This is a genomic window from Anaerococcus cruorum, assembly GCF_046365495.1.
GTDB lineage: Bacteria > Bacillota > Clostridia > Tissierellales > Peptoniphilaceae > Anaerococcus > Anaerococcus cruorum.
The window spans coordinates 63,936-78,168 of the sequence record NZ_JBGMEH010000001.1; the positions used below are offsets into that span (position 1 = coordinate 63,936).

Consider the following 14,233-nt stretch of genomic DNA (forward strand, 5'->3'; position numbering starts at 1 on the left):
TTAAACATATTTTAAAAATATTAAATTCTATCTTACTATATGTCAACTTTTATCTCACAAGCTATAGAAAAGTTATCCTTAGCTTTAAGTTTATAAACTTCTTTACTCAAATCTTCAAAGGCATTACCCCTATATGTTGGCTCTACACAAATGTAATCTCCCTTAAAATCTGACCAAAATACATATTGGTTAATATTTTCTATACCTTTTATCTCAATATTGCTACCATTTACTATAAAAGCTTGATCTTTTTTACTATCATAAATACTTTTTGGTAAGTCATCGTTATCTATATTTTCTCCGCTAATAGTTATCGGACGGTGGTCAGAATAAAAATATGGGTGAAAGCCTGGAGCAACGAGCTTTTCTTCATCAGAGTTATTTTCTATGTTTAATTTTAAAAATAAGCTAGGGCCTTCTAACTTATAGCTTAAGATAAATTTTACATTTTCATAATCACCTATCCCATCAAGGGTAAGTTTTATAAAATCTTCTTTTTGCTCTACTACTTCCCATAATAAATCCCTTCCAAAACCATGAGGTGGAAGGGTACTTATTTTCTCATCTATGCCAAAATTAGGAGCACAAACATGCATGCCACCTCTTATTTTTAAAATATCACCAATTTTTACCATAACTTTTGGAAAAAATATCGGTATATCTTTTACTTCGAAGTTATCAATATAGGCACCATTTGTATTTACTTCTAGGCTGGCAAGTGAGTTTTTTAGGCTAATTTTCATACATTTGCAATTTGTGGTTCTTCTGCTGGTCCTCTTTGGCCTAGTTCTTGATCTAGCATATAGATTGAATGCCAGTCATCACCAACTCTTTCAAGGCGAGTTAGCATTTTTGTAAAGTTTTCTTCTTCTTCTACTTGCTCATCTATATACCATTGAATAAATGAAAATACTCTTGCATCTTCATCACGTGCTTTATTTGAAATTTCTGTTATTCTTTGAGTAACTTCTTTTTCGTGTTCTAGCGCAGTTTTTATAACTTCAAGAATAGTTCTATAATCATTTTTTGGTTCTGGGATAGCTTTATAATGAGGTTTATAACCTACAGATTGAAGGAATTTTCTCATACCTTCTCCATGCATTACCTCTTCTTCTACTTGGATATCTAACCATTTTGTAAAACCATCTAGGTCAAGATCATCTGTAAAAGCACTCATTGCCTTATAAATATATGCTGATTCAAATTCAAAGTTCATTTGCTCATTTAATAAATCTAATACTTCACTCATTTTATACCTCTTTCATCTTCTAAATAATTGTCATACAAAACATACACACCGTAAAAATTAAACTTATATGATGATAAGATTTGAGTAATTTTTGGTATGCTAGTAAGCGGAATGTGGATTGTAAATGAATTATTGCCTAATGTTAATGTATCGTAGGCAAGCAAGGCTTGATTTTTTATTTCATTAAAAACACTCTTTGCTTTTTCTTTATCATAGTCAAAATCTATAACAAATGTTACAGGATAGGTCTGTGATAAATCATCTTTATATTCAATTTTTTTGATTAAAGATATACTTTTCATAAACAAACCTCATAATTTTCGTATTATAAGGATACCCAAAATACGTAAAAAAAACACAAGTTTATTCACTTGTGTTTTCGTCAGCCATTTTTTCGTTGTGCTCTTTCATCTCATTATAGGAAAAAACACATCCGCAATATGACTGCCTATATAGTTGATATTTTTTAGAAAGCTCTATGGACATCTGATATCCGTTTCTTTTTTTAAAATCAGAATATAAGTATTTTACTCCATACTTTTCTTCTAATTCTTCGCCTATTTTATTTATCCATTTGGAATTTTTGTAAGGGGATATGGAAAGGGTTGTACAAAAGTAATCATAACCCTTATCTTTTGCATATTTCGCAGTTTCTTCTAGCCTTAACTTGTAACAATCATAGCAAGCATTGCCACCTTCTGGTGTATTTTTTCTTTTTTTAGCTATTTCATAAAAATCTCTTACATCATTTTCTGGAACTATGACCTTTCCATCTAGGCCTATTCTTTTTGCTAAAACTCCTACATAGTCACTTCTTTTTTCTAGTTCTGTTCTAGGATATATCATAGGATTATAAAAGTACATATCTATATCAAAATCATCCTTTATCCTATGCATAACCGTTGTTGAGCAAGGAGCACAACATACTTGCATAAGCAGGCTGGGTTTTATACCATCTTTTCTATTTTTATCTATTATTTTTTCCATTTCTAGGTTGTAGTTTATATTATTCATAAAATAATTATACCTTTAGAATTTCTAATAAAAAAAGCACATAACTGGTATGTGCTTGTAAGTTTCGTAATATTATCTTTTTGAGAATTGTGAAGATTTTCTTGCTTTCTTTTGACCTGGTTTGTATCTTTCTTTTTTACGTGGGTCACGAGTAAGAAAACCTGCTCTTTTTAGAGCTTGCCTGTAATCAGGGTTTACTTCAAGAAGAGCTCTTGCGATTGCGTGTCTGATAGCTCCTGCTTGACCATTGTATCCACCACCATTTACATTAACTTTGATATCAAAGCTATTTTCGTTTTCTGTAAGTGTTAGTGGTGATTTTGCAACGATTCTTAAAGTTTCAAAATCAAAGTATTCTGCTATATCTCTACCATTTACTAGAATATTTCCGCTACCTGGTCTTAATGTAACTCTGGCAACAGAAGTTTTTCTACGTCCTGTTGATTGAATAATTGTATCTGCCATTTAAGTCTCCTTACTTTAATTCCAATTTTTCAGGCATTTGCGCTTCGTGATTGTGGTCTGGACCTACAACAACTCTAAGTTTTTTAGCCATTTGGCGACCTAGTTTGTTGTGTGGAAGCATACCAACAACTGCATGTTCAACGATTCTTTCTAGGTGTTTATCCATCATATCTTTGTAAGATGTGATTTTTAAACCACCAGCATAACCTGAGTATCTTTTGTATTCCTTTTGGTTTTCTTTATTACCTGTAAGTCTAACTTTGTCAGCATTAACAACAATTACATAATCTCCCATGTCCATGTTTGGAGTAAATGTAGGTTTGTGTTTTCCTCTTAAAATTGCTGCCACTTCGGTAGCAAGACGTCCTAAAACAGCTCCTTCAGCATCAACAACATACCATTTTCTTTCAATGTCGTTTGCACTTGGAGTGTAAGTTTTTTGATATTTCATCAATATTCCTCCTATAAAATTTTTCGCCTACCATATTTAGACACCGCAACTGATAGGTGGCGGCTGTACTCGTCCTGACATTTATTTTTAAAATCGCTTACAGGAAGCGCGATTTGATCGAAAAGCTTCATAAAAGAAACTTCTTAGTCGACTGATATATATTACTATACTTTTCCCTTATTGTCAAGGATTTATGGCATAAAACTGGTTGGATTTTTCTCCTTGCCCATAAGAACTTTTCTATTTTGGATAAGTAAAAATATAAATACTACCACAAAAATAATAGCAGAAAGGGCATTTATCGATGGATTTATACCACGCCTTGCCATAGCATATATAGTCATAGATAGGTTTGATACTCCATTTCCAGATGTAAAATATGATATAGCAAAATCATCTAGGGATAGGGTAAATGATATCAAAGCTCCTGCAAAAATACCATTTTTAATATTTGGTATTAAAACCTTTCTTACTGCATATGAAGGAGTTGCCCCTAGGTCAAGGGCAGCTTCTATAATATTTTTATCCATAGATTCCACTGCTGGCAAAACTGTTAAAACTACATATGGTATACAAAACATAACGTGGGATAAGATTAGTGTTATATAACCTAAATTTAGTTTTAAAAATCCATATAAACCCATTAGGGAAATAGCTGTTATAATATCTGGATTTAATACCGGTAGGTAGTTTATATTTAAAACCATATTTTTCTTTCTACCACGCAGCTCAGAAATCCCAATAGCAGATAATGTTCCTATAATTGTTGCAATAATTGTAGCAACTACTGCTACTATCAAAGTTGTCCTAACAGCAGATATTATCTCTGGATTAGAAAAAAGTTCCTTATACCAATCAGTTGTAAAACCTACCCAGCGGCCACGTAATTTACTATCATTAAAGGAAAATACAATCATCACCACAATTGGCGCATACAAAAATATAAAAACAATAATTGTATATAGACGTTCTAAAAATTTTCTCATACTATATCCCCCTCTAGGTCTCTACCAAATCTTCTTTGGATAAATAAGGCTAGGAATAAAATAAGCATGAGGATAATTGCTGTTGCTGATCCAAAGCCCCAATCACCTGTAAAAGTAAATTGTTGGTCAATTAGGTTTCCTATCATATAAACTTTTTGACCACCAAGTAGGTTTGAAACAACAAAAGTGGAAATAGCTGGGATAAATACCATGATTATTCCAGTATAAACTCCAGGTAATGATAGAGGAAAGATTACTTTTCTAAATATAGTTTTCTTATCAGCACCTAGGTCTAGGGCAGCATCAATGAGGTTTTTATCTACTTTTCTTAAGGCATTATAAATTTGTATAACCATAAAAGGCAAAAATTCATAAATCATTCCCAAAACTACAGCAGTAGGAGTGTACATAATACCTAAAGGCCCGCTACCAATGGAAGCTAAAAACCTATTTAAAACCCCATTTCTTCCTAAGAGGGTTATCCAACCATAAGTTCTAAGCAAAAGGTTAATCCACATTGGCATTATAAAAACAAAAATAAGTGATGAAGCAATAGTTTCATCCATTTTTGAAATGATATAAGCAACCGGATAGCCGATTATTAGGCAGCCAAGAGTTGCCAAAAAGGATATCAAAAGTGTAATACCAAGCATCTTTAAATATAAAGGCTCAAAAAATCTCTTATAGTTTGTAAGACTAAAACTAAAATTTTCAAAGGCAATAGACCCTGACCCATTAAAGGAATAAAAAAGTATTAAAACTAGGGGTAAGATTATAAAAACTCCGGCCCAAACCAGGTAAATATTTAAATATTTTTTCATTAAATAACTCCGTTAGGCTCTACTAATTCGCTTTGACTTACACGCTCTTCCATAACGTGGATAGCATCTGCATCTATGGCTACACAAACATTAGTACCAAGGGCAATATCTTCTGGGTGATGAACATTTATAGAAAAATCATCTCCACTAACACGAATATCGTAATAAGTTCCTTTAAACATAGACCTTACTACTTTTCCCTTTAAATTTGCATTTTCTGATAAATATAAATATTCTGGACGCAACATAACACTTACATCCTTGCGAGGCTCTACCTTATCTACACACGGATAGTCGTGGTTTAAGAAATTCACCTTTGATCTATCCACCATTTTGCCCCTAAAGATATTTGAATCTCCAAGGAAATTTGCCACAAAAGCATTTACTGGTTCTTCATAAATATGTTGAGGAGTGCCGTATTGTTCGATGATTCCTTTATTCATAACTGCAATTTTATCCGACATAGAGAGAGCTTCTTCTTGGTCGTGAGTAACATAGATAAATGTAATACCCACTTCTTGCTGGATATTTTTAAGCTCAATTTGCATTCTTTTTCTTAATTTTAAATCTAGCGCTCCCAGAGGTTCGTCAAATAAAATAATTTCTGGTTCATTTACTAAAGCTCGGGCAATGGCTACCCTTTGTTTTTGTCCACCTGATAATCTTGAAATATCCCTATTTCCATAATTTTCTAAGTCTACTAGGGCCAGGGCATTTTCTACCTTTTTCTTTATTTCACTTTCCTTAGTCTTTTTTATCCTAAGGCCAAAGGCTACATTATCAAAAACATTTAGGTGAGGAAAAAGGGCATAGTTTTGAAAAACGGTGTTTATATTTCTCTCATTTGGAGGGATATTTGAAATATCTCTTTCTTCAAAAATAACCTCTCCGCTATCAGGTTTTTCAAATCCTCCTATTATCCTTAAAGTTGTTGTTTTCCCACAACCAGATGGGCCGATTAGGGTTAAGAATTCGCCTCTTTCTACATCTAAATCTATAGATTTTAGGATTTGTTTTTCATCATAAAATTTATTTATATTTTTTAATTGCAAAACTTCGCTCATTTTTACCTCCTAATAAGCTGCTAGGACTTCCACCCAAAAATCATTATAAACTTGCATATAATCTTCTAGGTCTTTAAACATTTCGGGCTCTGGGTGTTTTGAAAAATCCGGATAGGCTTCTCCTGATTCCGCTATATACTCTGGTAGATTTTCCCTTACTCCGTCTATTACACTGGTAAAGCCTTCCATCCACTCAGCATTTGCTGTGGCTATTTTTGGATCTGTGAAATAATTTATAAATGTCTCTGCATTTTCTTTATTTCTTGCTCCTTTTGGTATAGCAAGGTTATCCACCTGCATATTCATACCTTCTTCAGGGGTAACGTATTTTAAATTTGGATTTTGAGTTCTCATTAATAGTGCATCTCCAGAATACATTACTGTTATAGCTGCATCTCCTTGGACAACTAGATCACGGGCTTCATCTGTTAGATAGGCATATACTAATGGTTTTTGTTTAATTAATTCATTTTTAGCCTCTGTTAGCTCCTCCATATTCTTTGTATTTATAGAATAACCAAGTTTTTGAAGGGCTACTGACATAGAAAGTCTTGGCAAGTCATACATTATTATTTCACCCTTATATTTAGGATTCCATAGGTCTGCCCATTTTGTTATGGGTTCTTTTATAATATCTGTGTTATAAACTATGCCAAAATGGGAGGCAAAGTATGGAACTGTGTATTCGTTTTTAGGATCATAGGCAAGGCCCTTATATTTTTCATCTACATATTTAAAGTTTGGAACCTTTGAAAAATCAATTTTTTCTAACATATCATTTTTAAGTAGTCTTTCTACCATATAATCACTTGGTACTATTACATCGTAGTTATTTGATGATTGGGAAAGTTTTATAAACATCTCCTCATCAGATGTAAATGTTTCATAAACTACGTCTATGCCAGTATCTTCTTCAAATTGTTCTATTAAATCCATATCCATATATTCACCAGCGTTAAAAACTACAACTTGGTTTTTATTTTTACTTGTACATGAGCTAAGACTTAGCAAAATCATTGCCAGCAACAAAATTCTTTTTTTCATAGGCCCTCCTTTTATTTTTAAAAATAGACAAAAAAAGTCCTTGCACATTATTTTGAACAAGGATTTTATAATCATACCTACTTACTCATTATTTAAACCCTCTAGGTATGAAGTTTATTATCAGGATTTAGCAAATTGCCCCTTGTGGTTGTGAGTTTTAACCATATAAATGAGTTTAAAGTATGGCTAAATGTGAGTTGCCCCACCAGTTCTTACCCCACAAGTGTTCTTAATGTATTTTTATTTTTATTAGATTGTAACTACCCCAATTATAAAGATTAATATTTCAAATGTCAAACTCTTTTTTATGAAATAATGTTTATAATTGTTGTAATATAAATACTTATTAAAATTATTTTTTGTACTCATCCTTTATATCAAAGGCATGATTCATAGGCCCACTACCTTTTCCTAAGTTAAGCCCATCTTTTAGGGCACCTTCTAGATATTTTTTTGCATTCCTTACCGCTTCTTCTAAAGATTTTCCTTTAGCAAGATTTGCAGCAATCGCTGATGAAAGTGTACATCCAGTTCCATGGGTATTTTCGTTTTTTATGCGTTCCCCATTAATCCATGTAATATTTAGTGAATCAATTTCAAATAAAACATCATTTGCATCATTTATTGAGTGGCCACCCTTTAAAAGAACGCTTACACCCAGTTCATTCGCCATCTTTTCTGCAGCATTTTCCATATCTGTATCATTTTTAATTTCCATATCGGCAAGTATCTCTGCTTCTGGGATATTTGGAGTGATAAGGTCAGCAATAGGAATTAGTTTTTCTTTTAAAGTTTCTATAGCATCATCTTTTAAAAGTTTTGCCCCGCTTGTTGCCACCATTACCGGATCTAGAACTATATTTTTTGCTTTATATTCTACTAATTTATCAGCAATAGCAATAATTAAATCTTTATCAGAGACCATGCCTATTTTTATAGCATCTGGGTAAATATCTGTAAAAATGGCATCAAGCTCAGAATTTAAAAACTCTGGGCTTACATCCATAATATCTGTAACCCCTGTTGTGTTTTGGGCAGTTAATGCTGTTATAGCACTCATAGCAAAAACTCCATTTAAAGTCATCGCCTTAAGATCTGCTTGAATACCTGCACCACCAGAAGAATCTGATCCTGCAATTGTTAGAGCTGTCTTCATATTTTCCTCCTATTTTTATAAAAAAAAGAATACCCCAAGGGTATTCTATAACGATTAACAAAATTTTCCTACGTTGGCATTACCCAAATCAGGTAAGGTCGATGGTTTACCATCCTCTCAGCTTTTTTTACAAAGCTCCCTACAAATCTATTTAATTCACTTATATTTTATTAAATAAGTAAATTTTTGTCAATCTATTTATTTTTAATATTTTTATAAGTAAATGGTGAAAATAGCAGTAACATTGGGTAAATCTCTAACCTACCAAATAGCATAGCCAAAGTTAAGACAAATTTTGATAAGTAGGACATACCTGCAAAGGTCTCCATAGGTCCAAATTGGCCGATATTTGGCCCAATGTTATTTATAGTTGTGGCTACTGCTGTAAAGGCTGTTTCAAAGTCGTTTGTATCAAAGGTTATAATTATTAAAAATATAATAAATAAAAGTATATACATAAGTAGGTATCTGTTTGTAGCTCTTTCTACATCATCATCTACCCTTTTTCCGTCAAGTCTATTTACCGTAACTCTCATTGGGTTTAGAGATTGTTTTACTTGGTTAACTGCTGATCTAAATATCATGATTATGCGAGATACCTTTAGACCTCCTGCAGTTGAGCCTGCACATCCCCCAATAAACATAAGGATGATTAAAATATTTCTTGCAAATAATGGCCATTGACCAAAATCTGCTGATACATATCCTGTGGTTGTTATGATAGAAGAAACAGTGAAAAATGAATTTGCCCCCGCATATCCTACACTATTATATAAAGGCAGGATTGATACAAAAACTAAAATACTTGATACACCTATAATAGCAAGATAGGTCCAAAGTTCTTCTGATTTTAAACTATCTTTTACAGATCTAAAGATAGCATAATAATAAAGGTTAAAGTTTATACCAAAAAGTAGCATGGCTACTCCAAGGATTACTTCTATCACCCTTGAATCATAATATGCTACGGAAAGTCCACGGTTAGCAAAACCACCTGTTCCAGCTGTCCCCATAGCATAAATTACAGAATCAAATAAATTCATACCAGCTAAAAGCAAGGCTATAGTTGTCACTGCAGTTAGGGCAATATATAAAATGTATAAAACTCTGGCAGTTTCTGCAAGCTTGGGTGTTATCTTACCAAAGGTTGGCCCTGGGACTTCCGCTTGCATAAGGTTTGATGATTCTTTGTTTTGCTTTGGTAAAATTGCAAGGGTAAATACTAAGATTCCCATACCACCAATTAAATGGGAAAAAGAACGCCAAAATATTATAGAATGTGGTAATACATCTATGTCTGTAGCTACTGAAGCCCCACAAGTTGTAAATCCACTTGCCATTTCAAAAAAAGCATCTAAAAATGATGGGTAATTACTAGGTGTTAGGTATAAGGGAATAGCTCCTATTAATGAATATAGCACCCAGCAAAAGGCAGTAGTAAACATAGCCTCTCTTGTAAAAATATGACCTTTTTCACTGCCGGCCCTTGCCATAATTGTTCCAATAACACCTGATAAAACTATAGGAATTAAAAAATTTATTTTATCACTTGTACTTTCATGGTAGATAAATGCTATAAGTAAGGGCAGAATCATGAGTACTGCAAGTACTTGTAAGAGCCTACCTATGGCATTGTTAATTATTTTTAAATTCATACTTACTCCAATATATCATCGATTTGGGTAATATTTTTACTTTTTGTAATTATTAAAACTCTATCCCCCATATCAATTATTGAATTACCAGTTGCTACTTCTATTTGCCCATTTAATTCACTATGTTCTATCATAGCTACTAAAGTATCAGGTCTTATATTTACATCTTTAAGCCTTTGGTTAAATATTCTAGAATTTTCACCAACTTCAAATTCTAAAACTTCTACTTGATCTCCTTCTAGTTTATAAAGATTATTTAAATAAGAAAGACCTCTAGCATCATATCTAGATCTAATGATTCTGTTAATGTAGTTACTTGCTGCAGACTTTGGAGTAAAGGTAGCATCTATATCTAATATTCCTGTTAATTTTAATAAATTTGTTCTATTAACTTTTGAAATTATTTTATCAATACCATATCTTTGAGCAATTAAGGCTATTAGTATATTTTCTTCATCTATACCAGTTAGTGAAATAACTGCATCAAAACTATCAATTCTTGCTTCTTCCAAAATATCTGGATCGGAACCATCCGCATTTATTACTATTGCTTCACTATATTTTTCTTGGATATCAATGGCTTTTTCTCTGTTAATTTCAATGATTGTTACGTTAAAGTGTCTTTCAAGTAGTAGACGGGTCAGATGATAAGTAATATTGCTTGCTCCTATAATTAGAATATCTTTCATCCTAATATTCTCTGGAATTTCAGCTTTATAGAATAAGTCTACATCATCTTTGCTACCCATAACATAAATTTTTTGTCCTACTTCTAGGATAAAGTCACCATTAGGTATGTAAACTTGTTCATTTTCAATTACCATTCCTATTAATACATCAAATTGATTTAAATAAGAATCTGCATCCTTTAGTCTTAGTCCGTTTAATCTTGAATTTGGATTTATGGTAATTTCAATAATCAAAGCTCTTTCTTCAAGGAAGCTTTGTACATTTCGTGCATGGGAGTATTTTATTGATCTTTGAATTTCCTTGGCTGCCAGGTATTCAGGATTTATAACCAGTTGTGATCCAGATATTTCTCGGATTTGATCTAAGTGACTTATATACTTTGGATCACGAAGTCTTGTTATAATTTCTTGTGCACCTAAAGACCTTGCCAGAGCTGCTGATATTAAATTTGTATCATCATCTCTTGTAAGAGCTATAAATAAATCGCAATTTCCTACATTGGCCTCTTCTAAAATATCAAGGTCAGTTCCATCACCCACCAAAGCCATTACATCATTTTGTTCAAGTAATCTATTTAATACATCCTTATTATGGTCAATTACTAAAATATTATGATCTTGTAAGGATAATTCATTTGTTAAATGGGAACCAACCTTTCCTGCTCCCAAAATTATAATATTCATACAATCCTCCTAAGCCTAATTAGTATAGCATTTTTATCTTTAAAATCAAATATGAAAAAATTATACTCTATTTGCTAATAATTTTAATACTCTATTTTCTTTTGTAAGTTGATGGGCTTAACAATAATAATAGAGGATAAATTTCTAGCCTACCTAAAAGCATAGCAAAAGATAAAACAAACTTACTTGTCTCCCTAAGTTCATAAAAGCTTTGGGCTTCTCCAAATTGACCTAGGCCATTATAGGTTGTAGCAACTGCCGTAAAGACCTCCAAAAAATCATTTATATCTATAGCAACTATGGCAAATAAGGCAAAAAAGATAAGAATGTGGATAATAAAATAGCTCATTACCGATTGTTGAATTCTTTCATCTACAGTTTTTTCTTCAAAATCAACGACTGTTATACGGTTAGGATTTATTGTCATCCTAAATTGGTTACTAGCAGATTTTACTAGTAAAACAAATCTAGACATTTTAAGTCCGCCAGCCGTAGATCCAGCCATACCACCAATATACATCAATCCTGCTAAAATAATCCTAGAAAAAATTGGCCAAGCAGAAGTATTGTTACCAACATAACCTGTGGTAGATGACATACTTGTTACAGCAAAAACCACATCAACCATTTGCCTGCCTAGTCTTTCATATATATTAAAGGTATTAGCAAAAATTAGAACCATAGAGACTAAAAGCATAATTAAATACCACTTTAACTCTTCAGATTTTAAAAAGTTTTTAGATTTCTTAAAAAATGCCGCATAGTAAATATTAAAATTCACAGAAAATAAAAACATTGATATGGCTAGGATAATCTCTGTATAAGTAGAATTGTAATAACCTATGGATAAGTCCTTATTAGCAAAGCCACCAGTACCAGCTGCCCCTAATCCATAAATTATTGAGTCAAATAAATTTAAATCTCCTATCCACAAAAGCCCTATGGTTATTAAAGTCATGGTTATATAAATTGTATAAAGGACTTTTGATTGTTCAGAAACTCTGGGTGTAATTTTCCCAAAAGTTGGTCCAACAGACTCTGCTTTTAAAATCATTGTTGATTTCTTACTTTGCTTAGGAAGGATAGCTACGGTTAGGGAAATAATTCCAAGCCCTCCTATAAATTGACCAAAAGACCTCCAAAAAATTAAGGAATGTGGCAAACTTTCTACATCTCTTGCGATAGTAGCCCCGGTTGTCGAAAAACCTGCAACGGATTCAAAAAAAGCATCAAAAAAAGTATTAAAATCATTAGGATATAAATAAAATGGTATAGCTCCAAATAACGAATAAAGTATCCAACATAAGGCCACGAGAGTTAAGGCATCCTTGGTATTAAAAGTTTTTTTAAAGGTAGTTTTAATTTTTAATATATAACCAATTAATAAAATAATTATAGCTGGGATTAGAAAATTAAGGCGGTAGCTTAGAGGCTCTTTATAGATTATTCCAACTAAAAATGGAAACATCATAAGACCTGCAAACATCATATTTAACCTAGCAATGGAGCTTAATATAAAATTTTTATTCATCGTTCCTCCAAAATATCATCAATATCTTTAAAGGCCCTGTGTTTGCTAATCACAACTACCAGGTCATCTTCTTCTATAATTGACCTACCATTTGCAGTAATAACTTCTTCAGTTTTCGCCTTTTGTATAAAGGCAATTATGGTAGCATCTTTTAATTTTATACTAGAAAGAGGTCTGCCAATTATTTTTGATCCTGCTAAGACTTTAAATTCAACTGCTTCTACTTTATTATCTTCTAAAAGGTAGAGGCTTGATATTGAAAATTCACTAGCATCTTCCTTGCTACGAATTATCCTTAGAATGTGATTTGCCGCTTCTTTTATAGGAGTTACAGTAATATCTATATCTAAAACTCCGGTTAATCTCAGTAAATCCTTATTATCTACTCTAGTTATTACTTCTGATATGCCAGTTTTTTGTGCTAAAAGACCAATCAAAACATTCCTTTCATCTATTCCTGTTAGGGCAATTACTGAATCATAATCTTCAAAGTTTTCTTCTGCTAAAAATGTCGAATTTGCCCCATCTCCGTGGATTACAATAGCATTTGGCAAAAGGTGGTGAAATTCGCGCGCTCTGGCCTCATCTATTTCTATAACTTTCACATCATAGCCCTTGGCCAAAATATTTTCTGCTAGATAATAGGATATTTTGGATGCTCCTATTATTAGTGAAGAATTTATGTCAGTTTCCTTACCAAATTCTCTTAAATAAAGTTTTCTTAAATCATGGGGTGTGCCTATGACATGGATATTGTCATCGATATTTATCCTAAAATCTCCTGCTGGTATATAAATATTATCTCCCCTATCTACTACTGTAATTAAAAGTTTATCTAATAAACCAGAAGTAGTTAGCTCTGCTAAGGTTTTTCCAGCGAGATTTGAATTTTTTGTTATACGAAACTGAATCATTTCTACCTTATCCTTAAAAAAGGCTTCTACTGAACTTGCCATTCCATACCCTAGGGTAAGCTCTATTTCTCTTGCTGAAAGCATTTCTGGATTTAAAAAGTGGTCTATACCCATAAAAGTTTTCATAAAGTCATTATTTTTTTCATATTTTGGAGAACGGACTCTGGCAATAGTAAATTTTGCCCCTAAAACCTTGGCCATATTGCCAGCAACTATATTTACCTCATCATCATCTGCAAGCGAGATAAAAAAATCCGCATCTTTTACTTCCGCTTCGCGAAGTAATTCTGGGTCTGTTCCATCGCCTAGGATACCCATAACATCATTTTCTGCTAAAACATATTCTAATGCATCTGGATCTTTTTCTATAATCAATATATCATGGCCTTCTTCTGCTAGAATCGAAACTATGTAAGATCCAACAGAGCCTGCCCCCATTATAACTATTCTCATTATGTATCCTTTCTAATATAATTATATTTTATAACAAATATGAGATAATTAAAATAA

15 protein-coding genes and 1 riboswitch are annotated in these 14,233 nt (G+C 32.4%); all 15 genes read right to left on the reverse strand.

The annotated features are described in order from the left end of the window. Positions 1-35: 35 nt before the first annotated feature. Positions 36-743 (reverse strand): aldose epimerase family protein, encoded by a 708-nt coding sequence (locus tag ACCQ40_RS00325; protein WP_394019963.1) that lies wholly within the window; start codon positions 741-743, stop codon positions 36-38. After that, positions 740-1,249 (reverse strand): ferritin, encoded by a 510-nt coding sequence (locus ACCQ40_RS00330; protein ID WP_394019961.1) that lies wholly within the window; start codon positions 1,247-1,249, stop codon positions 740-742. The genes ACCQ40_RS00325 and ACCQ40_RS00330 overlap by 4 nt, the downstream gene beginning before the upstream one ends. Beyond that, the gene (locus tag ACCQ40_RS00335; RefSeq protein ID WP_394012105.1) at positions 1,246-1,551 is read right to left on the reverse strand and encodes a hypothetical protein; all 306 of its coding nucleotides are present in this window, start codon (positions 1,549-1,551) and stop codon (positions 1,246-1,248) included. The genes ACCQ40_RS00330 and ACCQ40_RS00335 overlap by 4 nt, the downstream gene beginning before the upstream one ends. A gap of 61 nt (positions 1,552-1,612) precedes the next feature. Continuing rightward, on the reverse strand, positions 1,613-2,263 hold the full coding sequence (locus tag ACCQ40_RS00340; RefSeq protein WP_394012107.1) for an epoxyqueuosine reductase QueH: 651 nt from the start codon (positions 2,261-2,263) through the stop codon (positions 1,613-1,615). 72 nt (positions 2,264-2,335) lie between these two features. Beyond that, complete coding sequence (gene rpsI / locus ACCQ40_RS00345; RefSeq protein ID WP_394012109.1) at positions 2,336-2,728, reverse strand: 30S ribosomal protein S9; 393 nt, start codon at positions 2,726-2,728, stop codon at positions 2,336-2,338. Positions 2,729-2,738: 10 nt separating this feature from the next. Then, positions 2,739-3,179 (reverse strand): 50S ribosomal protein L13, encoded by a 441-nt coding sequence (gene rplM / locus ACCQ40_RS00350; RefSeq protein WP_410032140.1) that lies wholly within the window; start codon positions 3,177-3,179, stop codon positions 2,739-2,741. A gap of 191 nt (positions 3,180-3,370) precedes the next feature. Further along, the gene (locus ACCQ40_RS00355; protein WP_394012113.1) at positions 3,371-4,165 is read right to left on the reverse strand and encodes an ABC transporter permease; all 795 of its coding nucleotides are present in this window, start codon (positions 4,163-4,165) and stop codon (positions 3,371-3,373) included. After that, positions 4,162-4,986 (reverse strand): ABC transporter permease, encoded by an 825-nt coding sequence (locus ACCQ40_RS00360; RefSeq protein ID WP_410032141.1) that lies wholly within the window; start codon positions 4,984-4,986, stop codon positions 4,162-4,164. The genes ACCQ40_RS00355 and ACCQ40_RS00360 overlap by 4 nt, the downstream gene beginning before the upstream one ends. Beyond that, on the reverse strand, positions 4,986-6,050 hold the full coding sequence (locus ACCQ40_RS00365) for an ABC transporter ATP-binding protein (protein ID WP_410032142.1): 1,065 nt from the start codon (positions 6,048-6,050) through the stop codon (positions 4,986-4,988). The genes ACCQ40_RS00360 and ACCQ40_RS00365 overlap by 1 nt, the downstream gene beginning before the upstream one ends. Before the next feature lie 9 nt (positions 6,051-6,059). Beyond that, positions 6,060-7,094: an ABC transporter substrate-binding protein gene (locus ACCQ40_RS00370; RefSeq protein WP_410032143.1), complete on the reverse strand. Its 1,035-nt coding sequence runs from the start codon at positions 7,092-7,094 to the stop codon at positions 6,060-6,062. A gap of 352 nt (positions 7,095-7,446) precedes the next feature. Continuing rightward, a complete protein-coding gene (gene thiD, locus ACCQ40_RS00375) occupies positions 7,447-8,250 on the reverse strand; it encodes a bifunctional hydroxymethylpyrimidine kinase/phosphomethylpyrimidine kinase (protein ID WP_410032144.1) in 804 nt (267 codons plus the stop codon). Between the two features lie 48 nt (positions 8,251-8,298). Next, positions 8,299-8,402, reverse strand: a riboswitch (TPP riboswitch). Positions 8,403-8,444: 42 nt separating this feature from the next. Beyond that, positions 8,445-9,905 carry a TrkH family potassium uptake protein gene (locus ACCQ40_RS00380; protein WP_394019953.1) on the reverse strand — a complete coding sequence of 487 codons (1,461 nt, stop codon included), beginning with the start codon at positions 9,903-9,905 and terminating at the stop codon, positions 8,445-8,447. Between the two features lie 2 nt (positions 9,906-9,907). Beyond that, the gene (gene trkA / locus ACCQ40_RS00385) at positions 9,908-11,278 is read right to left on the reverse strand and encodes a Trk system potassium transporter TrkA (protein ID WP_394012125.1); all 1,371 of its coding nucleotides are present in this window, start codon (positions 11,276-11,278) and stop codon (positions 9,908-9,910) included. Between the two features lie 91 nt (positions 11,279-11,369). After that, positions 11,370-12,809, reverse strand: a complete 1,440-nt coding sequence (locus ACCQ40_RS00390) for a TrkH family potassium uptake protein (protein WP_410032145.1) — start codon at positions 12,807-12,809, stop codon at positions 11,370-11,372. After that, positions 12,806-14,176: a Trk system potassium transporter TrkA gene (gene trkA / locus ACCQ40_RS00395; protein WP_410032146.1), complete on the reverse strand. Its 1,371-nt coding sequence runs from the start codon at positions 14,174-14,176 to the stop codon at positions 12,806-12,808. Before trkA (ACCQ40_RS00395) ends, ACCQ40_RS00390 begins: the two co-directional genes overlap by 4 nt. Between the last annotated feature and the right edge of the window lie 57 nt (positions 14,177-14,233).

Bases quoted from the DNA above. Each gene is read 5' to 3' on its own strand.
- ACCQ40_RS00325 (WP_394019963.1), bottom strand. From the start codon at position 743: ATGAAAATTAGCCTAAAAAACTCACTTGCCAGCCTAGAAGTAAATACA.
- ACCQ40_RS00330 (WP_394019961.1), bottom strand. From the start codon at position 1,249: ATGAGTGAAGTATTAGATTTATTAAATGAGCAAATGAACTTTGAATTT.
- ACCQ40_RS00335 (WP_394012105.1), bottom strand. From the start codon at position 1,551: ATGAAAAGTATATCTTTAATCAAAAAAATTGAATATAAAGATGATTTA.
- ACCQ40_RS00340 (WP_394012107.1), bottom strand. From the start codon at position 2,263: ATGAATAATATAAACTACAACCTAGAAATGGAAAAAATAATAGATAAA.
- rpsI (WP_394012109.1), bottom strand. From the start codon at position 2,728: ATGGCAGATACAATTATTCAATCAACAGGACGTAGAAAAACTTCTGTT.
- rplM (WP_410032140.1), bottom strand. From the start codon at position 3,179: ATGAAATATCAAAAAACTTACACTCCAAGTGCAAACGACATTGAAAGA.
- ACCQ40_RS00355 (WP_394012113.1), bottom strand. From the start codon at position 4,165: ATGAGAAAATTTTTAGAACGTCTATATACAATTATTGTTTTTATATTT.
- ACCQ40_RS00360 (WP_410032141.1), bottom strand. From the start codon at position 4,986: ATGAAAAAATATTTAAATATTTACCTGGTTTGGGCCGGAGTTTTTATA.
- ACCQ40_RS00365 (WP_410032142.1), bottom strand. From the start codon at position 6,050: ATGAGCGAAGTTTTGCAATTAAAAAATATAAATAAATTTTATGATGAA.
- ACCQ40_RS00370 (WP_410032143.1), bottom strand. From the start codon at position 7,094: ATGAAAAAAAGAATTTTGTTGCTGGCAATGATTTTGCTAAGTCTTAGC.
- thiD (WP_410032144.1), bottom strand. From the start codon at position 8,250: ATGAAGACAGCTCTAACAATTGCAGGATCAGATTCTTCTGGTGGTGCA.
- ACCQ40_RS00380 (WP_394019953.1), bottom strand. From the start codon at position 9,905: ATGAATTTAAAAATAATTAACAATGCCATAGGTAGGCTCTTACAAGTA.
- trkA (WP_394012125.1), bottom strand. From the start codon at position 11,278: ATGAATATTATAATTTTGGGAGCAGGAAAGGTTGGTTCCCATTTAACA.
- ACCQ40_RS00390 (WP_410032145.1), bottom strand. From the start codon at position 12,809: ATGAATAAAAATTTTATATTAAGCTCCATTGCTAGGTTAAATATGATG.
- trkA (WP_410032146.1), bottom strand. From the start codon at position 14,176: ATGAGAATAGTTATAATGGGGGCAGGCTCTGTTGGATCTTACATAGTT.